Source organism: Paenibacillus sp. GM1FR, assembly GCF_002803315.1.
In the GTDB taxonomy this organism is placed as follows: domain Bacteria; phylum Bacillota; class Bacilli; order Paenibacillales; family Paenibacillaceae; genus Paenibacillus; species Paenibacillus amylolyticus.
In genome coordinates, this window is the sequence record NZ_MKZL01000022.1 from 225,715 (window position 1) to 250,545 (window position 24,831).

General features: G+C 46.7%; 22 protein-coding genes. 9 read left to right on the plus strand and 13 right to left on the minus strand.

All coding sequences use genetic code 11. The annotated features are described in order from the left end of the window. Positions 1-12: 12 nt before the first annotated feature. The 4 genes from PAEAM_RS16670 to PAEAM_RS16685 form a co-directional block, all read right to left on the minus strand. Entirely contained in the window at positions 13-1,014 is a 1,002-nt protein-coding gene (locus PAEAM_RS16670) for a cation diffusion facilitator family transporter (RefSeq protein ID WP_100528301.1), read from the minus strand. Between the two features lie 144 nt (positions 1,015-1,158). Next, entirely contained in the window at positions 1,159-1,755 is a 597-nt protein-coding gene (locus tag PAEAM_RS16675; protein ID WP_076328695.1) for an SMI1/KNR4 family protein, read from the minus strand. Between the two features lie 529 nt (positions 1,756-2,284). Next, positions 2,285-3,055, minus strand: a complete 771-nt coding sequence (locus PAEAM_RS16680) for a DODA-type extradiol aromatic ring-opening family dioxygenase (protein WP_100528302.1) — start codon at positions 3,053-3,055, stop codon at positions 2,285-2,287. Beyond that, positions 3,055-3,729 carry an alpha/beta hydrolase gene (locus PAEAM_RS16685; RefSeq protein WP_100528303.1) on the minus strand — a complete coding sequence of 225 codons (675 nt, stop codon included), beginning with the start codon at positions 3,727-3,729 and terminating at the stop codon, positions 3,055-3,057. The genes PAEAM_RS16680 and PAEAM_RS16685 overlap by 1 nt, the downstream gene beginning before the upstream one ends. A 228-nt stretch (positions 3,730-3,957) precedes the next feature. On the opposite strand from PAEAM_RS16685, the gene PAEAM_RS16690 reads away from it, so the two are divergent. Both PAEAM_RS16690 and PAEAM_RS16695 read left to right on the plus strand, forming a co-directional pair. Continuing rightward, complete coding sequence (locus PAEAM_RS16690; protein WP_076328698.1) at positions 3,958-4,323, plus strand: glyoxalase superfamily protein; 366 nt, start codon at positions 3,958-3,960, stop codon at positions 4,321-4,323. A 64-nt stretch (positions 4,324-4,387) separates the two neighbouring features. Beyond that, positions 4,388-4,927 (plus strand): helix-turn-helix domain-containing protein, encoded by a 540-nt coding sequence (locus tag PAEAM_RS16695; RefSeq protein ID WP_036667855.1) that lies wholly within the window; start codon positions 4,388-4,390, stop codon positions 4,925-4,927. 293 nt (positions 4,928-5,220) lie between these two features. Here PAEAM_RS16695 and PAEAM_RS16700 read toward each other — a convergent pair whose 3' ends face one another. The 5 genes from PAEAM_RS16700 to PAEAM_RS16720 form a co-directional block, all read right to left on the minus strand. Beyond that, positions 5,221-5,940 (minus strand): 3-ketoacyl-ACP reductase, encoded by a 720-nt coding sequence (locus PAEAM_RS16700; protein WP_017691809.1) that lies wholly within the window; start codon positions 5,938-5,940, stop codon positions 5,221-5,223. Between the two features lie 78 nt (positions 5,941-6,018). Continuing rightward, on the minus strand, positions 6,019-6,918 hold the full coding sequence (locus tag PAEAM_RS16705; RefSeq protein ID WP_100528304.1) for a DUF4097 family beta strand repeat-containing protein: 900 nt from the start codon (positions 6,916-6,918) through the stop codon (positions 6,019-6,021). Then, entirely contained in the window at positions 6,915-7,508 is a 594-nt protein-coding gene (locus PAEAM_RS16710; RefSeq protein WP_100528305.1) for an HAAS signaling domain-containing protein, read from the minus strand. Before PAEAM_RS16710 ends, PAEAM_RS16705 begins: the two co-directional genes overlap by 4 nt. Further along, complete coding sequence (locus PAEAM_RS16715) at positions 7,501-7,830, minus strand: PadR family transcriptional regulator (RefSeq protein WP_036667851.1); 330 nt, start codon at positions 7,828-7,830, stop codon at positions 7,501-7,503. Before PAEAM_RS16715 ends, PAEAM_RS16710 begins: the two co-directional genes overlap by 8 nt. Positions 7,831-8,126: 296 nt before the next feature. Next, positions 8,127-9,671, minus strand: a complete 1,545-nt coding sequence (locus PAEAM_RS16720) for an FAD-dependent oxidoreductase (protein ID WP_100528306.1) — start codon at positions 9,669-9,671, stop codon at positions 8,127-8,129. 368 nt (positions 9,672-10,039) lie between these two features. Here PAEAM_RS16720 and PAEAM_RS16725 point away from each other — a divergent pair, with 368 nt between their 5' ends. After that, positions 10,040-12,862: a glycoside hydrolase family 3 C-terminal domain-containing protein gene (locus PAEAM_RS16725; protein WP_100528307.1), complete on the plus strand. Its 2,823-nt coding sequence runs from the start codon at positions 10,040-10,042 to the stop codon at positions 12,860-12,862. Between the two features lie 152 nt (positions 12,863-13,014). On the opposite strand, the gene PAEAM_RS16730 is transcribed toward PAEAM_RS16725, so the two are convergent. The 3 genes from PAEAM_RS16730 to PAEAM_RS16740 all read right to left on the minus strand — a co-directional run bounded on the left by PAEAM_RS16730 (position 13,015) and on the right by PAEAM_RS16740 (position 16,540). After that, positions 13,015-13,854: a methyl-accepting chemotaxis protein gene (locus PAEAM_RS16730; RefSeq protein WP_100528308.1), complete on the minus strand. Its 840-nt coding sequence runs from the start codon at positions 13,852-13,854 to the stop codon at positions 13,015-13,017. 218 nt (positions 13,855-14,072) lie between these two features. After that, positions 14,073-14,582, minus strand: coding sequence for an anaerobic ribonucleoside-triphosphate reductase activating protein (gene nrdG / locus PAEAM_RS16735; protein WP_100528309.1), 510 nt, complete (start codon positions 14,580-14,582; stop codon positions 14,073-14,075). Then, positions 14,579-16,540 carry an anaerobic ribonucleoside triphosphate reductase gene (locus tag PAEAM_RS16740; protein WP_100528310.1) on the minus strand — a complete coding sequence of 654 codons (1,962 nt, stop codon included), beginning with the start codon at positions 16,538-16,540 and terminating at the stop codon, positions 14,579-14,581. The genes nrdG and PAEAM_RS16740 overlap by 4 nt, the downstream gene beginning before the upstream one ends. A gap of 481 nt (positions 16,541-17,021) precedes the next feature. Here PAEAM_RS16740 and PAEAM_RS16745 point away from each other — a divergent pair, with 481 nt between their 5' ends. Together PAEAM_RS16745 and PAEAM_RS16750 are read left to right on the plus strand one after the other, a co-directional pair. Beyond that, positions 17,022-18,659 carry a hybrid sensor histidine kinase/response regulator gene (locus tag PAEAM_RS16745; protein WP_100528311.1) on the plus strand — a complete coding sequence of 546 codons (1,638 nt, stop codon included), beginning with the start codon at positions 17,022-17,024 and terminating at the stop codon, positions 18,657-18,659. 153 nt (positions 18,660-18,812) lie between these two features. Then, a complete protein-coding gene (locus PAEAM_RS16750; protein WP_100528312.1) occupies positions 18,813-19,751 on the plus strand; it encodes an aldo/keto reductase family protein in 939 nt (312 codons plus the stop codon). Positions 19,752-19,890: 139 nt separating this feature from the next. Here PAEAM_RS16750 and PAEAM_RS16755 read toward each other — a convergent pair whose 3' ends face one another. Further along, entirely contained in the window at positions 19,891-21,003 is a 1,113-nt protein-coding gene (locus tag PAEAM_RS16755; RefSeq protein WP_100528313.1) for a GGDEF domain-containing protein, read from the minus strand. Positions 21,004-21,275: 272 nt separating this feature from the next. Between PAEAM_RS16755 and PAEAM_RS16760 the strand changes: the two genes are divergently transcribed. The 4 genes from PAEAM_RS16760 to PAEAM_RS16775 all read left to right on the plus strand — a co-directional run bounded on the left by PAEAM_RS16760 (position 21,276) and on the right by PAEAM_RS16775 (position 24,831). Beyond that, on the plus strand, positions 21,276-21,671 hold the full coding sequence (locus tag PAEAM_RS16760) for a Fur family transcriptional regulator (protein ID WP_036612807.1): 396 nt from the start codon (positions 21,276-21,278) through the stop codon (positions 21,669-21,671). After that, complete coding sequence (locus PAEAM_RS16765; RefSeq protein WP_036612804.1) at positions 21,647-22,453, plus strand: winged helix-turn-helix transcriptional regulator; 807 nt, start codon at positions 21,647-21,649, stop codon at positions 22,451-22,453. Before PAEAM_RS16760 ends, PAEAM_RS16765 begins: the two co-directional genes overlap by 25 nt. A 289-nt stretch (positions 22,454-22,742) precedes the next feature. Continuing rightward, positions 22,743-24,206, plus strand: a complete 1,464-nt coding sequence (locus PAEAM_RS16770; RefSeq protein WP_100528314.1) for a catalase — start codon at positions 22,743-22,745, stop codon at positions 24,204-24,206. 208 nt (positions 24,207-24,414) lie between these two features. After that, complete coding sequence (locus PAEAM_RS16775) at positions 24,415-24,831, plus strand: BlaI/MecI/CopY family transcriptional regulator (RefSeq protein WP_017691824.1); 417 nt, start codon at positions 24,415-24,417, stop codon at positions 24,829-24,831.

A 24,831-nucleotide genomic window follows, 5' to 3' on the forward strand; every position in this document is an offset into this window, starting at 1 on the left:
AAGCGAAGCTCGTTATTTCACCACATCCGAATGTTTCTTGCCCCAGCTGTTCACACCGTCATCCTCAATAATGGAGATGGCAGCGTCGGCGATGTCGGGGTTTGTCATCAGTTTCTCCTGAATACGGAACTTGATGTCATCCGCATCGGCAAGACTGAGTCCTTTGGTCAACTCAATCAGACCTTCGACATGATAATAACGGCCTTCCTGAATGATACGCATCATCTGAATGTCAGCAACGTGTGTGTCTGCGAGAATAGTCTGGGACACTTTGTCCTCAATATCCTGTGGAGCCGCAACACCGATCAATCCAATCATATTATCGTAACCGACACGGAAGGCTACAGCGATCATCAGACATCCAATAATCGTTGTCACAATGCCATCGAGCAATGCAAAATTGGTTAATGCAATGACTACAACGGAGATCAAGGCGAGTGTCGCACCGAGTACTGCTACAACATCTTCGTAGAATACGAGACGGGTTGGTGGCGCAGCACGGCCTACATTTTTAATGGCAGCAGGGACCAAGGCAAATCCGGCGGCTTTGGGTGCGCGTGCTTCTTTTAGAATTTCCTTCATGGCTTTGATCAGGATGGCCCCGTCAATGACAATGTTCAGAACAAGCACTCCGATGTTAATCCAGAGACCGCCGGTATGACCAACAGGATGCTGCAAAAGATGGATGCCTTCATGGATCGTTTCATACGCCATAATGGTAACAACAATAACGGCGATCATACAGAAAATGTTAATGACCCGTCCGAATCCGGTCGGGAAGCGGCGTGTAGGTTTTTTCTCGGACAACACACTTCCGACAAAGACAAACCCTTGGTTAATGGCATCAGCGAGTGAATGCATCGCCGAAGCGAACATGGCACCACTGCCACTGAATAGGAAGGCTCCCCCTTTGCACACAGCAAGAACAGCATTACCTGCCATCGCTACGGCGGAGGATGTGTTTCCTTTTTTGATGAGAGACATAAAGCTCTCAGACTTCGGTTGTTCAGCCACTTCGTATGTTCCTCCCAGATCAATGTATTAGGTGTAGAAAAGGCAGTCTTATCTATACAGCATGTGCATTTCCACTAAATGTTATTATAACCGCTTTGACATATCCCAGCATTATGCAAAAAAGGTCATATCATCATGCGCAACTCAGTATTCGATAGCCTCCAAGGCACGTAAATTCCGATTGGATTGTTCCAATAGTTCCGTAAACGTCCCAGCGACATAATATACAAAATCCGGGTCATGCACGTACATAATAATCTGTCCAACCGTTCCTTGCTCTGTCGGATCAAAGTCGAACATCAGATACAGTGAGCCACCTCCAAGCATGCCAAACGTGATCCATTTCTTTTGAAAAAGGTAGGGTTTGATTCGGGGATCAAGCTCACGGATCTCTTCTTCGGTAAAATAATCATCCATGCGGTTCTCCACCAGCGTGGACTGCTCCTTTTGAATTTTTTCCAGGGATAACAGGTAAAATGGTTCGGATTCCCGTCCTTCCTCAAGGCTTGGATACAAGACGTGAAAGCCATAACCACTCCCATTTTTACGTTTATAAAATGCACGAAAATCAGCAGGTAATCGAATATCGTGTTCCTGCTCGAATGCGTCGAGCTGCTCATCCGTCACGCCTTCAAACTCGCGATAAGCCTCCAAGAGCTCCCGGTTTTCCTCATCTTGTACCTTCTCCTCCAGCAACATATCCAGTTCATCCATCAATTCATATATACGCTGTTCTGGCATCCAATTCCCTCCGTATGAGCTATTCAGATAATATGGTGAGTGATATGCGAGCAAACTGTGCCTGATTTCACCTCATATTATAGTTATAATCCGGAAAAGCACACAAGAAACCGAAGTCCTTGCTTACATACTACAATGGTCTCATTATTCAAGGACGGTTGTTGCATATCAGCACACTTAGCCCCATCCCAATCGATTACGTACAACCATCATGAAAGTCACTCCTAACAACAAATAAAGCGTGTGTTACAGGGGTAATCCCTGTAACACACGCTACATTTTTTATCTACTATCATAAGTAGTACTAATCTTTTACACGAAAACGTAGAGGGCAGAAATAACCTGAAGAAGCGAAGTGTTCGCCTAAAAGCTTTCTGCAAGAAAGCTACATCGGAAGCATACGCTTATCACCAGATTTTCACCTTTATATAAAGTAAATAAAAAAATCTGGGGATAACAGCGATCGGAAGGTTGTTCTGTCATCGGAGTAGCGAGTGTAAATACTTTAGTTCGGTTTACATAGTCCTCTTTAATCAAACTTCCAACAGGACAAGCTCAAATTGCCATACTGATAGGCTTTAAACAGGAGCGATGCACGTTTGTTCTGATCTCCCGCACCCATGGCGAGTAACAGCGGTACAAAATGCTCCGGCGTAGGCACGGCGGCTTGAGCTGAAGGTGCTAGCTTATCATAGGAGAAGAGAGACTCCGTATCCCAACTCACCAGCTTGTCATGCAGCCAGTTATCGAACTCTGATGCCCACGGGTCAACGCCGTTACTTTCCCAGTTCAATCGACGCAGATTGTGAACGGTCCCGCCGCTGCCAATGACGAGTATGTCTTGCTCACGCAAGGAAGTGAGTGCCTGTCCGACCTGATATTGCTGCTCACCTGTCAGGTAGCGATTCACGGACAAGGCAATTATGGGAATATCCGCATCCGGGTAGAGCAGGCGTAGAACGACCCAGGCGCCGTGATCCAGGCCACGAACATCATCCGTTTGTACCGGGATCCCAGCTTCTGCGAATAGGCGCTCCACTTCAGCAGTGGTTTCTGCCTGTCCTTGAGCCGGGTACTTGATCTGATACAGCTCGGGCTGGAAACCGCCGAAATCATAAATGGTCTCATAGTTGGCTACCGAGGATACAAGCTGAGTTGTGGATTCCCAGTGAGCAGAGAACAACACAATTGCTTTGGGTTTTGGCAGTTCCTGTCCAAGTTTTTGCAAAAATTCAGTGTACACATTCTCCTCCAGTGCCAGTGATGGGGCACCGTGAGCAATAAAAAGAGATGGCATCATTATGAATTCAGTCCTTTCGGGTCTTCGGTAGTCAGATTTGCATCCGTCCGAAGCCAGTGTTGGAATTGTTGATATAGATCGGGGGTCACCTGGTGTCCACCGTTGTAAGGTACATATGTGACGTGATCGGTATGTTGACGGAAGAAATTGGCGTTATCTTCCCCCAGTTGCAGCGGGAATAGATGATCCTGATCCCCATGCGAGATGAACACAGACAGCTCCGAATCGGGGTGCAGCATGTACTCGTCTTTCACAAATTGCGGGATGTACCCACTCATCGCTACAATGCCTTTAATTGCATCTCCCATCACCAGCGATAGGGTCATTGCCATAATGGCGCCCTGGCTGAATCCGGCGATATAACGCCGCGTGGGATCAATAGCATATTTGGCGGACAGATCAACAATCAATTGTTGCAGTCCCTGAACGGAGGCATCATACAATTCACGGATGGGGTTGCCAATGCTTTTAATCTGAAAATAAGCATAACCACTACCCTGAACGATAGGTCCACGGATGGCGACGATAATAAAATCAGACTGCATAGGCTCCATCAAACGAAGCATATCTTGCTCATCTGATCCCATGCCATGTAAGGCGAAAATCACGGGATAACGCTGATCTGGATTGTAATGAGACGGTAATCGGACTTCATGTATATAAGGAGAATTCATTGAAAACACCACCTGAAGAGGAATGAGTTAAATATATCGTTCTGACAACTAAGTTCACCAATATGAAATAAATATTCTTATTTATGAACAAAATTTATCATGGTTTCATTGTAGGGTCAATACTTTTTTTGTATGATGAATATATGTTGTTTATAAAAAATCTTGAATGGTTCTACAATAAATGCCGCTGCGAATGGTTCATATCTTATTCCCGAGGACGTGATCAGGATGTTAAAAAGTATCGTGCCTATTTTGAGAATATTTGATGAAAATAAAGCTAGAGAGTTCTACCTTGAATACCTGGGTTTCCAATTGGATTGGGAACATCGATTTGAGCAAGATATGCCCTTATATATGCAGATTTCACTCGATTCCATCGTGATTCATCTCTCCGAACATCATGGAGATTGTACACCTGGAGCTGCCTTGCGCGTGGAGACGGATAACTTGGATACATTCCATGATGCACTTCGTCAGAAAGAGTACAAACATGCGAGACCCGGTATAGAGGAGACCCCTTGGCAATCAAGAGAAATGACCGTGACTGATCCGTTTGGCAACCGAATTATATTTGTTGAGGCAAGCGCCGAATAGATAACCTGAAGAAGCGAAGCGGACGTCTAGTGTTTGAAAATCAATAGAAGGGGAGGGACGCGATATGGATATTGGCTTGGCTATTCGTACGATCCGCAAGCAGAAACAGATTACGATCATGCAGATGTGCGAGGGAACGGGGTTGTCCAAAGGTTTTATCAGCAACGTGGAAAACAACAAAACGTCACCTTCCATTGCTACGCTTGAAAGTATTGCGGATTATCTGGAAGTGCCACTTCCTTATTTGCTACTGACACCAGAGCAACGGATGAACGTGGTACGCAAGAACGAGCGTAAGGAGACGACAGCAGGAAGCGGACAGATCAAAGTGCAGCAGCTTACAGCCAAAGGTGCGATGCGTATGTCCATTGTGGAGTTACCGCCAGGTGCTTCGACCGGGATCAGCAAACATGCTGGGGAGGAGAGCCATCTGGTGTTGCAGGGCAAGATTCGTGCGGAGCAATGCGAAGATGTGGAAGTTCTTGAAGTGGGTGATTCGTTTACTTGGAATGCGATCGTGCCCCATGAAGTGACCAATATCGGTGAGGAGCCTGCGGTGGTGCTCATTGCGGTGTCCAAAGAATTGGGTCTGGATCATCTGTAAAATACAAAAAGGACGGCTCCCAAGTCATGAACATGCGAACCTGCATACATGTACAATGGGAAACGTCCTTTTATATTTCTAACGAACTGAGCGAACCCTATTAGATGATTCTAAGCAGATATCGAGATGTAACGAATCTCAGACGCTTTATTTAACTGCTGTGTGTGTAATTTGTCTACATTCCACAGACTTCTGGCGAAATAACCTCGCAGTGATTCATTACGTTTCTCATTTCCTGCAACAGAGCACAATAAGGTGCGAGAGATTCGTTAGAAAGATCAGAAGCATACTGTCTATTGTGGATTAGTCGTCCAGATGCCCGCTGCTTTGACAAAGACACGGTCGGACAGCTTGAGCGTTGCGAGTGCAAGTTCAGCTACATCTTCCGCTTGCATCATGCGATCTTCGTCGCCAATTTTCAGTCCGGCATTGGTCGCAAGCTCCGTATTAACGGTGCTTGGAGTCAGTGCCGTTACACGAATGTTGGACTTGCGCACTTCCTGCATCAGAGATTCGGTCATGCCAAGCAATGCAAACTTGGACGCACAGTATGCCGAACCTGTAGCGAATCCGCGCTCACCTGCAGTGGAAGCAATATTGATAATGCTGCCGCTACTTTCCTTGATCATGCTCGGAAGGACAGCGCGTGTAACGTAATATGTACCCATAACGTTAACATGCAGGATGCGCTCCCACTCTTCCGGCTCCATCTCCATGAACGTTCCGAACTTTCCGATCCCCGCATTATTGATAAGGATATCCACCGCACCGAGTTCCATCTCGATGGCTGCTACAGCGGCTTCGGCCTGCGTGCGATCCGAGATATCTGCTACTGCACTGGTTACTTTCACACCGTATTCTTGACTCAGAGACTGTTGCAGAGCCTGAAGATCGGAAGCGGTACGTGCAATAAGGCCGAGGTGCACTCCTTCTTTGGCAAGAGCTTCAGCGATCGCACGGCCGATACCTTTTCCGGCACCTGTGATGATCGCTGTTTTATTTTTAAGTTCCATGTGGGTAATTCCTCCTTAGAAATGGACTAGCATTCAATTATACTATTATTACCCACAGTTCGGAAATTGGCTTCATCACTATTTGGTAATCTCGATGCTGCCAGAAGAAGTACGGGCCTTGATCACTTCCCGGCTCACCATTGGCGATTCAGGTACATCGACACTTCCGGAAGTAGCCTTAGCGTCGTAGATTCCGTCAAAATCAGGTGCAGCTTGAATGAAAATATCTCCTGATGTTCCAGACGCATTAATCGGGGCGGAATGGGACTGTTCAATATGAATGCTACCCGAAGTGAATTGAACATCAGCTGCGCCGTTTAATTCAGTAATCTCAATATCTCCTGATTTAATCTTACTGTTTACATGACCGGCAATCTGATCTGCCGTAAAACTTCCGGATGTCTGTTTCACGGTCATGTCTCCATTAATCATGGAAGCGTTAATGTCGCCAGAAGTTAGAACCAATTCAATATTGGGCGCCTTGATGTTTTCCAGACGTATGGAACCTGAGGTGTTGTTCAGCTCAAGCTGATTGGCATTTAGACCTGTCAGATCCCATTCACTTGAAGAGGAGTCCAGCTTAACCTCATTTAATTGGTGTCCTTCAGGCAGAGCAACGGTTATTGTGGAGTCTTGCTCATTCCAGTACAAGGTGAAAATTTGCAATCGTTCACGTGCTGTCTGAGCCAGTTGGAATGTGCCTTTGGATAAGGTGGCTTGTTCGAAGCTTTTGACTATGGCAGGGTCCCATTTACCATCCACTTCGATATAACCATTCGAATCGGGGCTTATGACAAATTCAATATCTGCACTGAAATTAGCATTCATGATAATGTTCTGCAATTCATCTGCTTTGAAATCCCATCGTTTGGAATAATGCTCCCGTTCATCCCCGAACTGAACGCCATAGATGGATGTCCCGAGCAAACCTATTCCGATACATATCACGGCAAGCGCAAGCCATTTTTTGGTACTCATGCGGAAACATCTCCTTTCATCGTGTTTTTATTCCATCTAATATATTGAAGAGTGACGATTTTGAAGGCTCTAAAGACATACTTCGATGCGATGGCAAACAAAATGCCGACACCGAAAGCGCCAATCGCAACGAAAATTTCCGGTTTATCGAGTTGGCCCAGGAATACAAAGTCCACAACTGCTGCTACAGGAGCCACTACCAGCAAGGAAAGGCTGGCAATAACAAGCCATACCGACCACATCATGAGACCAAGAGGAATGCCAAGGATCAGATTCAGGAACAACAGGCCGATGGCTGTGAAAAATTTGCGAGTGGCGCTGGTGCTGTTTCTGGGTGACCGCATCTCGCGATACGTCGGTGCATAGAACGCATCTGAACCCGGCGTATGCATTTCATAACGATCACCGAGTGCTTCCTTGGCGATTTCTTCCGGCTGTCCGAGTTCCCGAGCGATCTCTTCTTCCAGCTTGCCTTCTCGTAGTCCGAGCTCGAAATGTTGATCATAGTCGGCGAGCAACTCAGCCCGTTCGAATGGGTCCATCGGCCGTAGATGAATTTCCATGGCTTTCATAAATTGTTGTCTATTCATTGGGGATTCCTTCCTCAATCAGATTTGCGACATTGCGCACAAATTCATTCCATTCTGTCGTCAGTGCCGTCATGTAGTCGCGACCTGTATCGGATAGTCGGTAATACTTGCGCGGCGGTCCTTCGCTTGATTCTTGCAGGTAGGTGGTGCAGTAACCGTCATTTACAAGCCGGCGAAGCAAGGGATACAGTGCACCTTCAGCAACTTCGATATGTTTGGAGACCGCCTGAGCCAGTTCGTAGCCATACCGATCCTGCCGGTTAATTAATACCAGGACGCACAGCTCCAATACTCCTTTTTTGAACTGGATGTTCACATTCACACAGGTTCCTCCTTCGTAGCTTCATTTATCGCTAGTGTATATTGTTCAGTAGTGGTGAAGTCATCATAGCATCCAGTACTGTTTAATGCAAGGTAGTGACTTTAAAATAGTTCCGTATCACGATTGATCGATAATAAGTTCGTTTAATACTGATGCTTAGCTGAAGCTGTCTGTTTAGCTATAATTCAGCATACGCAAAAACCGGATCGGTTACTTCCGTCTGGAGGCGGATTCCGATCCGGTCTGTGAGATGAACTTTTGTTTCTTTGGTTTACAGGTTAATCGCTAAATGTCGGTTATTCTTGTGCATCCAGGACTTTAAGGTCTTCCACAGCAGGGCCCTCAATGACATGGCCTGCATAATCGAAGCGGGAACCATGGCATGGGCAATCCCACGAACGTTCGCCCTCGTTCCATTCGACTTCGCAACCCAGATGGGTGCAGGTGGTATCCACCAGAAACAGCTTGCCACTGGTGTCCTTGTAGGCGCCAGCACGTTTGCCATTATGACGAACGACGGCTCCTTCGTCATCACCAATTTCGCTAACCTTTTTGTGCACAATGCCTACTTTACCGGAGATTAATTCCTTGGCTACATTCACATTTTCCACAATAAAGTGTTTCATACCAGGATCGGCCTTGAATCTTGCCGGATCGAATATGGCAGCATGAGGGTTGTCACGTCCAGTGATGCGATCCGCAAGAAGGTGTCCTGCCATCGTGCCAGTTGTCATTCCCCATTTGGCAAACCCGGTCGCCACATAGACTCGTTCATGTCTTCCGGTAATCGGTCCGATGTAAGGCACCTTGTCAATGGAGATCAGATCCTGGGCTGACCAGCGAAAAGGAATGTTGCGGATGCCAAATGTCTCCGCTGCGAACTGCTCCAGACGTTCATAATGACCGAAGGTGCAGATGCCTTGTCCGGTTTTGTGATTTTCGCCGCCAAAGAGGATAAGTTCCTTACCTTCATGTAAGACGGTACGCAAGGAGCGGTACGGTGTATCGTCCGAGATGTACATTCCGCCCGCATAGGGTTTCTCCGGTTCGACTAATACAGCGTAGGATCGTTCGGCGTGTAATCGTGTGAAATAAAATCCGGGATCATAGATAGGAAAATGAGAAGCCACGACAATATGTTCCGCTGTTACGGATGGGCCATCTCCATAAGTTCTGACATGTAGTGAAGCGTCTTCCTCTACATCCGTAACTGTCGTATGCTCGTAGATCTGTACCCCTTGTTTCACAGCGGAATCGAGCAAGTAGTGCAGGTAGGCCAGCGGATCAAAACGTGCCTGACCCGGCATGCGAATACCTGCCCTTGCGGGAACTGGAATAGGGAGTGGGTCTACCCACTCACCAGGGATATTGAGTTTGCCATAGGCGGTCAGCTCGATCTCCAGTTTTTTGATGTTTTCTTCCGATTGAATGTAGACGTAGGCATCTTCCTCTGCCCACTGGCAATCAATCTGTTTTTCCTTCACCAGATTGCGCATCCACTTCGCGGCATCGGCATTGCCTTCATAGTACATCCGAGCCTGTTCTTGTCCGAAGTGATGCATAATTTCATCAAATATGACACCGTGTTGTGCAGATACCTTGGCCGTGGTATGACCGGTCGTGCCATCCAATACTTTTCCAGCTTCCAGCACGACTACACGCATACCCGTCTGCGCGAGCAGATAGGCTGTAGTAATGCCGGCAATACCGGCACCAATAATTGCTACATCCGCGGTGATATCTTCTGTCAGTTTCGGATAGCTATCGAATTCATGCGTAGCACGCCACAGTGATTCGGGGACCGGGGGCAGACCCGTCTTGGGCTGCTGATTGTCGTTCATTTGTCTTCCTCCTTAATCATCATCATTCGGTTGATGCGGTTGTCGTTCAGCGCACATCGTTGTACTCTTATTCATGATTGCCAGACTATGCCAGGAAAAAACGGTGTTGTTCAGATTTTGCAGAGGGGATGTTCACAATTTCCTGTGCAGAACCTCTGTTTTTTTTGTTAAACATGCTATATGATAAGATTACCGAAATCGTTTTAGGTTTTGAAAAGGAGATCAAGTTTTACACCTGTAAACGTTGATTATAAAAGGATTAATTGATCCATCGGAAGAAAGATTTCATCCGAATTAACCCCTATCTTCTTATAATATATGTATTCGCTATCATTTAATTAACTACCGATAACCAAAGGAGATTCTATATGACGACCAACCAAACGAAATATCCGTTTCAAGATACAGCACTAGAGTTAGACACCCGGGTGAAGGACCTTGTATCCCGCTTGACGGAAGATGAAAAAATTGAATCCATGCTGCAATATCAGCCGGCAGTAGACCGCCTGGGTGTACCTGCATACAAACACGGAACAGAAGCGGCCCACGGCTTGGCCTGGCTTGGAGAAGCAACATCTTTCCCACAACCGGTGGGGCTTGCATGCACATGGGATGCGGATCTGATGAAGGAGATTGGCTCCGTACTAGGAGACGAGGCGCGTGTATTTTATAAACGAAATCCGGCAGTGAACGGTCTTACGCTGTGGGCACCTACAGTGGATATGGAACGTGACCCGCGCTGGGGACGGAATGAAGAGGCGTATGGTGAAGACCCGGAACTGACAGCCGAGCTGACGACAGCATTGGTCAAAGGAATCCAGGGCGACCATCCAAAGTATTACAAAGCGGTCGCTACCTTGAAGCATTTCCTCGCCAATAATAACGAAGTGGATCGCGGAAGTGGTTCGTCCAGCATTGATCCACGTAACATGCGTGAATATTATCTGAAGGCGTTTGAGAAGCCATTTAAGGAAGGCGGCGCACAGTCCATGATGACGGCGTACAACTCCATTAATGGTACGCCAGCGTTGTTGCATCCTTTTGTGAACGAGATTGTCAAAGGCGAATGGGGCATGGATGGTTTCATTGTCAGTGATGCAGGCGACGTAATGGGCATCAAGAATGATCATAAATACTATGATTCCCACACACCAGGTACCGTAGAATCCGTGAAGGCCGGAATTGATAGCATCACCGATGATGCTGAGCTGTCCAAACAGGCACTGCGTGAAGGATTGGAACAAGGTACACTCACGATGGATGACATCGATAAGGCGTTGTTCAATACGTTCCGTGTGCGTTTCCGTCTGGGCGAGTTCGATCCGGAAGAAGGCAACCCGTACGCTTCTATTGGTGAAGAGTCCATGATGACAGAGAAAGCAAAAGAACTGTCGCTCAGAGCTGCAAGAGAACAAGTGGTATTGCTCAAAAACGACAAAGGCACGCTCCCGCTGGACAAAACAAAAGCTGGTAAAGTGGCTGTGATTGGTCAATTGGGCGGAACCGTCTATCGTGACTGGTATGCAGGCACCATGCCGTATAACGTATCCCCGCTTGAAGCGATCCGTGGCAAAGTAGGCAACGATAAAGTATCGTTCAAGGATGGTAATGATCGTATTACGTTAACTTCCATAGCCAATGGGAAGAAAATTGGACTGGCAGAAGGTGAGAAATCACCTGTGATTGCTTCGGGAGAAGCGGAGACGTTTATGGTTTCCGACTGGGGCTTCGGAAGTTATACCTTGCAGGCCGAAAGCAACGGCAAATATCTGACCACAGATGAAGAGACCGTAACGGCTTCCGCTGATGAAGTGTACGGCTGGTTCGTGAAGGAAGTATTCCACCTGTTGCCACAAGAGGATGGCAGTGTAGGTCTGACTACTTGGAATGGCAAAACGGTGACTGCACCTAATGGTGGAAACGATGCATTCGTAGTGTCCGAGGAACTGAAAACCTTTGGTGCCACAGAGACGTTCAAGCAGGATGTGGTTGTGAACGGACTTGAAGAAGCGGTAGCAGCGGCTAAGGCTGCGGAAACGGCGATTGTCTTTGTTGGTAATAATCCGCTTGTAAATGGTAAAGAAGAGATTGACCGTCCAAGTCTGGATCTCGCCGAATCCCAGCAACGTCTGGTTGAGGCGGTCTATGCCGCGAACCCGAACACGGTAGTTGTCATCGTGGGTAGTTATCCGTTCACATCCAACTGGGTTCAGGAGAACATCCCGGCGGTATTGTATACTTCACACGCAGGACAGGAACTGGGTAACGCAGTAGCTGACGTCTTGTATGGCGACTATGCACCAGCAGGCCGTCTGAATATGACATGGGTACAATCGGCAAATCAACTGACCGACATCAAGGATTACGATATCATTCAATCTGGTCGGACATATCAATATTTTGAAGGCAATGTATTGTATCCGTTTGGACATGGTCTGACGTATGCAACATTTAAATACAGCAATTTGGAACTTAGCCCAGCTCAAGTGGGTACAGAGGGCAACGCAACGGTAACTGTAGATGTAACCAATACCGGTTCAATTGCCAGCGACGAGGTTGTACAGTTGTACGTTCGTGCAGGCAAATCCCGGGTGAAACGTCCACTCAAAACGTTAAAAGGATTCCGTCGTCTTCATATCGAAGCGGGAGCTACAGCGAAGGTCAGCTTTACTTTGCCTGTTCAGGAACTGGCAATCTGGGATGTAACTCGTGATCGGTATGTCGTGGAAAGTGGAACTTACTCCATTATGGTTGCCAAGTCATCCTCCGATGTTCAGCTGGTTGCAGACCTGACGGTTGAAGGAGAGACAATCCCCGCTCGTAATCTGGGTGTGGCTACCCGTGCTGAGAATTATGATGCTTACCTGGGTGTTGATCTGGATGAGAGCAAAGAGGGTGGAAGTGCTGTCCGTGTCGTTGGAGAGCAAGGATGGATTGCTTTCAAGGATGCCGATCTGGGTAGTGGGGCAGCAACAATTGAAGCGCGTGTCTCCGCAGAACAAGCAGGTGCTGTGTTGGAAGTTCGACTCGGTTCACCAGACGGTACGCTCGCAGGACGTGTGGAACTGGCGCAAGGTGAAGCCCAGCAGTGGTCTACCGTGAAGGCGGAACTCACAGGTGCATCAGGTGCACAGGATGTATACATTGTGTTGTCTGCGGGTGTGCGCATCAGTCACTTTGAGATTCGTTAATTCAAATAGCTCATGAAAAAGCCTCCGAACTTATTCGGAGGCTTAGTTTGTTGTTTAATGACCATTTTGCATAAATCCCCTGAGCGGTAGGAAACGAATTATACAAATTTCTATGATATGAACCGTGCTTGTATGGTCCATTAAACGTATTTTTATTTACCGTCAAACGTAATCATTTTTTGCACAAATTGCTTCAATTGTTTGTTGGTTTCATTCAGTTTCTCAATTGTGCTCATGAAATTGTTTACGAGTTCAGCCTGCTCTTGGGAGCTTGCAGTGATCTCACCAAGTTCATTCTCCATGCCTTGAATGGATTGCCGAACCGACAGAAGAGAATCTTCAATACGGGCCGTTGCTTCTTTGGTATCCACAGACAGTTTGCGAATTTCTTTGGCAACAACGCCAAAACCTGCACCTGCTTCACCTACACGAGCAGCTTCAATGGCAGCATTCAAGCCGAGCAGATTGGTTTGTTCGGAGATTTCACGAATGAAACTGGCGACCTGAGTGACATTGCCTGATTTCTGTACGGCTTGTTTGGAATTGTTCCGGATCTCTTCGGTTGTGGCACTGAGTTCCTCGGAGTGTGCAGCTACATGCTGTACACTGTCAATTAACTGGTTGGTCAGATTTTCGGTAGCATCCATGAGCTGTTGCAACTGGTCCTGGTCATCCATACTGTAGAGCAGATTAAACAGGGCGATGACTTCACCTTTCTCATTTTTAATGGGGATAAAAGCCACGTCAAAAGGAACACCGAATAAATCTTTAGGGTAGTGATCAAATCGTTTGACTGTACCGCCGTTGAGATCAGCAAAATTTCGATTTCCATCCAATAGTGGGTCGCCTGGTTGATAATTCAGTTGCTTTAACGATTCTCCTGCTGAGAAATATAAGAATTTTTCTTGATCAATAATGGACATGGTTACATCCTGACGGATGGTGTCTCGAAAGAAAGGCATACACGTAATTAATGCTTGAACAATATCCATATAAAAGATGATTCCTCCCTGGTTACCTTATGTAAACGGTTAAATTTTAAATGCTAAATTACTAACTACCTATATAATATATCGTCATGCAATAGAGAAGAAAGTAGAGAGAATGGATAAAACTTATTTCTTTAAAGAAGGCGGCTATACGCGAAAAAGACACGAGTCCCCGGGGACCCGTGCCTTACTAATTGTTGTGAGGGGAATAAAACCAATGTTTACCGCATACTGAGCTGCATTGTAACGATGGTTCGAGTGGCTAGTGTTGCACGGACATCAATCAAACGTTGATTCCGACTGCCGCGGAAGGGAAGGGAGACATCACGCTCCGCTTCAACGTATCGACCGTCAATAATGACATCGCACAATCGAGCAAGCTCCGCTCTTGCAGGGTCGGTAATCAGTTCTTCATATTCGAATCCCGTGTAGGCCCATACCGTCAGATCAGGACGTGTAGCGCGGAGTTGCTGGACCCAAGACGTACATTCTGCTGCCGAGAAAAAGGGATCACCACCACACAACGTAACGCCATCCAGTAACGGATGGGTCGTCACTTCATGCAGAATCTGCTGCTGCCGCTCCTCTGTAAAGAGCTCACCCGCTCGAAAGCTCCATGAATCCGGACTGAAGCAGCCCGGACAGGCGTGACGGCATCCGCTGATGAACAACACGGCACGCAGGCCGATTCCTTCATTCACCGATTCCGGGATGTAACCATATAGATTCACCGGTGTTTCACCCGATCCCGCACTTCGGCTTGCTTCGCAGCATTGAAGCGTACTTTGTAATCCCCGGTCAGATAGCCAGTTACGCGGCGTAACCGCTGGAAGTGTACATGGTTCTCGTGGGCTTCACAGTTTGGGCATACATCCCCAATGACGCCTTCATAACCACATGCAGGGCAGCGATCAATCGGATGATTAATGGAGAAATAACCGATATCCTGCGCCAGTGCATACTGTACAATTCGCAGGAAAGCTGCGGTGTTGGCTCGAACGTTTCCGTCAAGCTCCACATAGGAGATTGCACCCGCGTTACATAACGTGTGGAATGGGGCCTCCAGTTCAATCTTCCGATAAGCTGGAAGAGTGTGATAGACCGGGATATGGAATGAGTTCGTATAATACTCACGATCATTAACCCCGGGAATAATGCCATAATGGGCTCTGTCGATCTTCGTGAATTTGCCGGACAACCCTTCAGCAGGTGTGGCAAACAGGGTGATATTCAAGTTATGCTGCTCGCTCATCCGGTCACAGAACTCTCTCATGGTCCGAATAATGTTGAGCGCTTCGCGGTGTACATGAGGGTCCTGCCCATGATGACGCCCATAGAGAGCTGTCATACATTCCGCGAGACCGATAAAACCAAGAGATAATGTTCCATGCTTTAATAGATCGGCAACGGGCTCGTTCGGGTCAAGCTGTTCTCCACCTTCCCATACACCCTCCCGCATCATGAAGTCCGATGCCTTGGCAGGCTGCAATGTCTGAATTCGGTAGCGGTGCAGCAGGCCGGAAGCGGCATTATGCATAACCGACTCCAAAGCAGTATAGAATCCGGCCCGGTCAGCGACAGCTCTGGCACCTTGGCAGATGCCAAACCGGATGCCGAGCTTGACGAGGTTAATGGTGTTGAAGGACAGATTACCTTTACCACTTTGACGATTGCGACCAAACCGGTCAGCCAGTGTACGTGTGCGGCATCCCATCGTTGCGATGATCGTATCCGGATCTTCCGGATGATAGAAAGGCAGATTGAAAGAGGCATCCACATTGACAAAGTTAGGATACATCCGCCGGGATGAACAGGTGACTGCGAGCCGGAACAGATCATAGTTCGGCTCACCTTGAGCCTGATTGATCCCCTGTTTACATTGGAAAATATGTTGAGGGAACACGGGAGTCTCCCCGTTGCCCAAGCCACGAATGGTTGCTTCCAGCAACGAGCGTGATACCAACCGACCTTCTGCTGATGTACATAATCCATAGTTCAGTGAAGTAAATGGAATCTGACCACCTGCCCGGCTGCTCATCGTATTCAGGTTATGAATCAGTGATTCAGCAGCTTGTCCTGTCTCCAATACAGTCTCTTCATAGGCGAAGGCATATGCCCGCGGACATTGATTCTTCGCTTCGATGCTATCCAGATGAAGCTGTTCATCCCCGATCAGAACATTTTCACCAAAGAGCCGTTGCCCTTTGCGATAATGTTTGCGGAACGATCGCTGTACATAAGGGGCCAAATCCCAGTCAATCTTATTGGCCGATACACCGCCATATTGACTGTTCTGCTGGGATTGGAAGATGATCGCAACCAGGGCCATTGCGGACATGATCGTCTGAGGTGTGCGAACCGATCCGTTGCCTGTGTTGAAACCCGCAGCGAGGAGACGGTCAAACGGGATAAAGATGCAGTTGGTCGTTCCAAGAGCATACTGATCCAGATCGTGTACATACAGATCTCCGTTCTCCACAGCTTGGGCAAGCTCTTCCGGCAACACATGACGCAGAGCATGCCACTTGGCGGTCTCCGAACCGAGCCTGCTCATCTTACCGCTGAAGGAGTCCCCGTTCAGATTCGCATTCTCCCTCAGCGTATCGGCGTCTTCTGCGCCAATAATTCGTCTTCCCAGGTCGGATAATGGATCGGATGCCGGTGGAGTGGCATACTCAAGCATGTTCATGTAAGGTTCCTCCTAAAATGATTTTGGTTATCATTCAATTCACGTTAAATACTATATGTAGATTCGTATTATCCATTTATAAACTATATGTGGTTTTTTGGGTGTGATCATGATCACACAGCTTACTGAACAAAGTGGGCTTTCCCTTAATTGCTGCGGATAAAGGTTTCCAAAGTCTGAGTAGAAGCGTATAATTTCTAGTTATCTTGCAAGGATAATATTCGAAGTTGGACAAGATGGACTTTAATCAAGTTGAAAAGGCGAGTTGCAATGAATTCGCGGTCGTTAAACCATCCGTTTAAGACCTGCTTTTGTCCACAAATGGGCAATAGGCAGGGAGTATGATTCTCTTATACTTCTACGGTGTTAATCATATAAGTATAGATTGTGACAGCTATTCGGATTTTTGATGACCCCTGTACGTGATTAAACATTCTGAAATACAGATTTGAAAGTGCAGCTAAGATAAGAGGGGTGAATCATGGGGACGGCAGAAGGCATTACAAGAGGCTTCTATGAAGATATAAAGGAAGCTGCGGCTCATATCGTAGACGTATTAAGTGGTATATTGAAGGTCAATACCATCTTTGTTGCCACGAATGACGGGGTGACCAATGTCATTTTAGAGGCCTTTAATCGTACGGAAGAGTTAGTTGTTAAAGGCAGTGCACTTCCATTTACGGATTCATATTGCAGCCTGGTATTAAGAGACAACGGTAGCGTTCTTACGATCCCGGATACATGTGAACATCCGATGACACGATCCATGGGCGTTACGAGCGGACTTGGCAATCGCTTCTTCGTGGGCGTGCCTATTATGAGAAGATCGGGCGAAACATTTGGCACCATCTGTCTGATGGATGATCCTGGTTATGTGATCAGCGAAACCGATATGAAGACACTGAAGGCAATGGCTGTATTCCTGGGTTATGTTGTTGATCTGGAAAGCACGTTGCATGTTCAGGAGCAGAAATTGAGTGATTCGGAACAAATGCAAGAACAGCTCCAGGCAGAGAAAGAACGTGCCGAATCTGAGGCTATGACCAAAACACAGATGTTGAAGCTAATGAGTCACGAGATTCGCAATCCTTTGAACGGTATTTTGGGACTGACAGATCTGATGCGCACACCGGATATGCCTGAGGAGCAGTCCGAATATGTGAACATGATTGAGACAAGCGGCAATATTCTGCTTTCCTTGCTGAATAATATGATGAATTTCAACATTAATGAAGCAGGTAAAACGGTTATACATGATGATCCGTTTGATCTGGTAGGCACCATTGAGAATACCGTGTATCTCTATGCCGGGATTGCGACGGGCAAGAACATTGAGCTGGGATTAAATCTTGAACTGAATGTATCTCAAGTGTTCGTTGGTGATGAAGTCAAGATTGGACAGTTGCTTGCACACGTCATTCAATATGCTCTCGATTCAACGCGTGAAGGTTCCGTTCTGATCACAGCAGTGGTGAACGGAGGAGAATTGGAGGAGACCGGTACACTTCAGCTCAAGGTGAAGTACACGGGTCAGATGTTATCGGACAAGAAGACACCAACCTTTAACAGCCAAGATGAAAATTTGAATATCCAAAAACTGATTGGAAGCAATCTGGGTTTAGCTGTAAGCCAGAATCTTGCCATTCTCATGCATGGCCGTATTCAGGTGAGCAGTGTGAAGGAAAATGAGACGGAATTCAACATCTCCCTTCCGTTGCGCAGATACTGGGAGTTACCTCAACTCGCAAGTGTTCAGCAGCGGTTAAAAGGGAAAAAGGTGTTGCTTGCCAAGGACCCTGACATTTTGCAAGGTGTCTCTTCCCTGATGCGTAGGTGGGAGATGGATGTACACATGACCTCGGGTGTGACATTAGCGCATGATTGGATCAAGGAAGGATTCATGCCGGATGTAGCCGTTGTGGATATGGGATTAATGGAAGGCGGCGCGGTTGATTTTGTACATGAACTGAAACAGCGACTGGAGAATCTGCCCGTCATTGTTCTTGTTCCTTATGGTATGCACATTGAATTGCATGAAGCAGAAGCCTTTGATGCTGTTCTGACCAAGCCGGTCAGACAGGCTGATCTGTTGAATGCATTGAGCATTACTTTGCCTTAGATCATGATCATAGATTTTTATTCGGCGCACCTTATAGGTGCGCTTTTTTTCATTTTCCATTTTCTGAGCCAAAGCCCTTTTATTCCGAGCTGGTTACGTTACAATAGAAAGTGAACTTCATCTTTATAACCAACAGAGGAGGATATGCAATCAATGGATTATCGCAGATTAGGTGGAAGCGGACTGAAAGTAAGCGAGATCAGCCTGGGAAGCTGGCTGACGTACGGAGGGTATGTGGAACGTGAGAATGCGGTGAAATCAATTGAAACTGCATTTGATGAAGGCATTAACTTTTTTGATACTGCCAATGTATACGAACGGGGTGCAGCAGAAGAACTGCTGGGGCAGACGCTCAAAGCATATTCCCGTGACTCTTATGTACTTGCAACCAAAGTATTTGGCAAAATGGGTGATGGTCCGAATGACCAGGGGTTGTCTCGCAAACATATCAAGGAGCAATGTGAAGCCAGCTTGAAGCGCCTGGGCGTTGAATATGTCGACATCTATTACTGCCATCGTTATCATACTGAAACACCAATTGAAGAAACACTCCGCGCTCTTGATGATCTGGTACGCCAAGGCAAAGTCTTATATGTTGGCGTCAGCCAGTGGACTGCGGCTCAGATGGAAGATGCACTAGGTACAGCAGATCGTCTGCTCCTCGATCGTATCGTGGTCAATCAGCCGGTGTACAACATGTTTGACCGTTATATTGAAAATGAGATTATCCCGCTCGGCGAGCGTAAAGGCATCGGACAAGTTGTATACTCCCCGCTTGCTCAAGGTCTATTGACCGGGAAATATACGTCCGTTTCCGATATCCCAGAGAATAGCCGTGCTGCCAAGCTAGGATGGGACGAAGGAAAGATCAATGCGGATCGTATCGGAAAAGTTCGTCAACTGATTGAAGTGGCGGACAAGCTGGATCTGAAGGTTGGCCAATTGGCCCTTGCCTGGATTCTGCGCCAGAACAATGTATCCAGTGCACTTGTAGGGGCGAGTCGTCCCGAGCAGGTAAAAGAGAACGCGGCAGCATCTGGCGTGAAGCTAGATGCTGCCATTATCGAAGAGATTGAGAGCATTCTTGCTTGATTTCCTGTCAGCACACAAGCTGAGATGATATGTAATGATCCATAAAAAGAGGGATGTCCTGTGCGCCTGGATAGGCGAGCCAGACATCCCTTTTTTGAAAAGGTTGAAAGGTTAGTTTATTGAAAGGTTAGATCTTACTTTAAAGCGTAAGAGGCAAGGAACGAAAAGTTAAGGCACACACACGGTTACGCCCTGTATTCTTGGCTTCATATAAAGCACGATCGGCCTGTTCGAAGAAGTCATCATCGTCATGATCATCACAATGATCGGGATACACGGCTACACCAATGGAGATGGTTAGACGTGTCGTGTGCCCGTCGGGCAGAGCAAAATGGTATTTCTCTACAGCCTGTCGTATAGATTCGGCGGTAGCCACGGCCTGACGGTGTCCACAGTCGAGCAAGAGAATGGCGAATTCCTCCCCACCGTTTCGTGACACGATATCAGCAGAACGTGCATGCTCAACAAGCAGTTGTCCAAGTTGCTTCAGGACCGCATCGCCAGCGGAATGACCATAGGTGTCGTTTACCTTTTTGAATCGGTCAATATCAATGGCAAGCAAGGAAAGCTTCTGTTGATAATCCCGCGCACGCTGGAGTTCCAGTTGAAGTGATTTTTCGAACTGTCGTCGATTGCTCAGGTTGGTAAGATGATCGGTAGAAGCTCTTTTTTCCAATAGAAATAACATTTCATTAGATTTATTAATGAATTCTGCAATGAAATAGATAAATATTCCACCGGCAAAAGAAATGGTCATTTGTAACGGATATATCTTCATTAATGAATTCATGCTGTCTGTATTCAACATAAGGATGATAAAGATTAATGTCATGCCAAGCAGATTCATTGTAATTATTTTGGTCAGTCTGGACCAGGGAGCATAGGCGAAGTATACACCGGACAGTCCGATCAGAGTCATGACAAAACCTGCATCTATGGCAGAGGATGATAAGCCGAACATCAGAATACGAATGACCGAGATCATGAGTCCCGTAACGACCGAAGCCAATCCTCCCATATATACCGCTGCGGTAACGATGGCCAGATGCCGTAGATCTACAATCGTAGTTTCGTTCAGAGGGAAAGAATAGTTCATGAGTACTGTGCCATATATACCGAATAATAAGCCGCCGATCAACTGAACACGTAACGAGGGAAAAGGCAATCGGATACTATAGAACTTTGCGATGATCCCGGACACATACATAAACGTAATCATGACACAGATATTAATGAAAAAAGTGCTAAACAACCGACATTCCCCCTTTTTACGCACATCCCTATATTTTATCTGAAAAGTGGTGCTGTAGCGAACCATAATATCCCAAATTTATGAGGGGATTGCTGGGAAAGATGTTTTATTTGCATATACAGGATGTTAGAGTGATATTGACTTCAATATGCAATGAGATTTATACTTAATCTAAATCAAAATATATTCCTTCTTTTTGGGAAGACCATCATAAGTAGAAGATCAGTGTCTGATTTCATATAAAATGGATCAATAATAAAGGAGAAATGGTTGTGAGAACTTTAAATCTGACGATACAACGACAAGCAGTATATGATGTGGTGCGCCATTCAGAGGATCATCCGACAGCTGCTGATGTCATGAATCGACTCGTGGAACAAGGATATAATCTGGCCTATGGTACGGTGTATAATTCTCTTCGTTATCTGACGGACAAAGAATTGATACGGGAACTTAAACTCGGAGAGACAGCAAGCCGGTACGATGCCCGTATGGATGATCATCAGCACATTATGTGTGAAGTGTGTGGCAAAGTGGACGAGGTGATGACAGAGGTTCCTCCACAATGGATGAAACAGGTAGCTGAAGAAACCGGATATGCAATCGATCATGCTCATGTGGTCTTTGGAGGTGTCTGCGGGGAATGCAGAAACAAACGGATCAAGTGAAAATAAAATTGCCTGGCCGCCGTTTACCCCTAAGGGTTAAACCAGCCTTGTCTGACTCAACACCCCTTGTGGACAATTGTCCGGTTACACGGCGTGTTATTCTGATCAGCCCGATGCCGGGGCAGGTTCATGAACTGGTAAAAGCCTTAACGGATAGCTGCTTTGATGTACTGGTTTTCCATCGTTGGGAACCGGATCTGCATGAACGTCTTGTCTTTGATCTGTTGATCTATGATCTGTCTGTTGCTGGAACTATCGATGCATTTGCCGGCATTAGCAGCCGATTGAATCGTGAGGCTGAGCACACAACCCCTTGTCTGTATCTGGTCGGTGAGAAGATGATTGGTAGCGCGAGTGGACCGATGCTTCAGGAGGAGTTGCTGGTGTGGCCTGCACGCCCGCAGGAAGCACTTTACCGAGTGCAGCGCATGATTGGCAACAGCCCTGCTCTGCCCAACCGTGGTTTTTTGCCTGAGGAAGGGCACCGTATCGGATTCAAAGATCTGTGGCTTGATCGTGAACGGATGAGTGTACAGCGCGATAATAACCGGATTCATCTAACCAAGACCGAATATGATCTGTTACTCAAGCTGATTGATGCCAAAGGTGCAGTCATTTCCCGTGAGGAAATGCTCAGCGATATCTGGGAGACGGATTTTACAGGTGGAAGTAATGTGGTCGATGTTCATATCAAAAGCTTGCGCAAAAAATTGGGCGATAATGCGTCTTCGCCGCAATATATTGTCACTGTAAGAGGAGTGGGCTACCGCCTGGCGGATTAGTCCGCTTTTTTTTTGCCCAAATTTTATCTTTCACTTCATGCTTTTTCGGGTACTACCTAATAGATAGGCAGATCAGAATCATTCCCTTAAAACATGTTCATAGTTCATTCATGAATGTTGAAGAACCTCATCTTAATCTCATGTGAACCTCATGCAAGAGTAGAGTGGGACATGTTAGAATCAATTTAACAGTTAGATCAAGTCTAAATGTATATTTAAACCGAAGCCGAATATGATTTTAATAGTAGATATATAACAGCCGTGAGACCCATTAGAGGAGGACGACATGATGACAGAACGTATGACAACAAATCAGGGAGCACCTGTAGGTGACAACCAGAATTCCCGCACAGCAGGCAGAAGAGGGCCGACACTGCTTGAAGACTACCATCTCATTGAGAAAATAGCCCACTTTGACCGTGAACGTATTCCAGAACGGGTGGTTCATGCAAGAGGAGCAGGTGCTCATGGCGTATTCACGCTAGAGCAAAGTATGAAGGAGTATACAACAGCTAACTTCCTACAAGATCCAGGTACGGAGACGGATGTGCTGGTTCGTTTTTCAACCGTTATTCATGGTACGGGATCACCAGAGACTGCACGAGATCCACGTGGATTTTCCGTCAAATTTTACACACGGGAAGGCAACTATGATATTGTCGGTAATCATCTGCCCGTTTTCTTCATTCGTGATGCGATGAAGTTCCCTGATATGGTGCATTCCTTGAAGCCGGCTCCGGATACAAATATTCAGGAACCTGCCCGATATTGGGACTTTATGACTCTCTCACCGGAATCAACACATATGATGACCTGGTTGTTCTCTGATCTAGGCACACCAGCAAGTTATCGAGAGATGGATGGTTTCAGCGTACATGCTTTCAAATGGATTAATGCACAGGGACAGGTCCACTATGTGAAATACAAATGGGAGTCTGCACAAGGCGTGCGAGGCTTCTCTCGTCAGGAAGCTGCCGAGGTACAGGGGCAAGACTTTAATCATGCTACCCGGGACCTGCATGAACATATCAAGAACGGGCAGTACCCACAGTGGAAGCTTCAGGTACAGCTCTTGAAGCCTGAGCAAATGGATGATTTTGCTTTTGATCCGCTCGATCCAACCAAAACATGGCCTGAAGATGTATTGCCGTTCCATACGGTAGGGACCATGACCCTGAATCGTAATCCGCAAAACTTCTTTGCTGAAGTGGAACAGGCGGCCTTTTCTCCTAGTGCGCTTGTACCCGGAATTGAGCCTTCCGAAGACAAATTGTTGCAAGGACGCCTATTCTCCTATCCAGATACACAGCGTCACCGGCTTGGACCGAACTATTTGCAAATTCCGGTGAATTGCCCGTACGCACCCGTTCGTAATCATCAGCGTGATGGACTCATGAATGTGAATCAGGACCCATCTCCGGTGAACTATGAACCCAACAGTTCAGGAAACAGCCCGCAAGAAGATCCGGCATACCGGGACAGTCAGGTTCCGTTACAAGGGCATGTTATAAGAGAGAAAATCGAGAAGACGGATGATTATACGCAGTCAGGGGAGCTTTTCCGTTCATTTACTCCTGTAGAGCAGCAGCATTTGCTTGATAATCTGATCAATGACCTTAAGGGCGTATCTGTTGATATTCAAATGCGTGCCCTGTGCCACTTCTTCCGAGCGGATGGACAGCTTGGCGGACGTTTGGCTCATGGACTCGGCGTGGATATTTCTGCACATATGCCGTCACAGGATGGAAAATAAAGCACAGTTTGACCATGTTCTACAACATCATACGGACTAATATTCGTTGAAGACCGGGCAGAACCGCGAACGTGCGGAACTCCCGGTCTTTGGCCTTTTTTACTGAAATGGAAAACAAATTTACAAATCATTTACATAAAATAGCTGACATAGAGGTTGACTTCTCATTTGATGGCACTACAATGGGTAGTGTGAGGGGTGTCAGAAAATGAGAATACACAATTTCAAAGTGGGTGAGCGTGGGCTCAACCGATTTTTTGGTCCGCTGGAGGCCAAGATCATGGACATTTTATGGGCTCGTCCTGGCAGCAGCATCCGTGAAGTGCAGACCGCACTTGAACAAGACAAAGACGTCAATTTTAATACAGTCATGACCGTGATGAACCGGCTCGTAGACAAGGGACTTCTCGGAAAGTCACAAAAGGGCAGAACATCTTTGTACCAACCGGTACAGAGCAAGGAGGAGTTTATGAACGACCAATCCAAGGAACTGTCACATGAGTTGGTAGATGAATTCGGAGCTTTGGCATTGAATCATATGCTGGATGCGCTGGACGAAGCAGATGCGGGTCTGATTGAACGCTTGGAACAGAAGATCAAACAATGGAAAAAGGATAGCGATTAA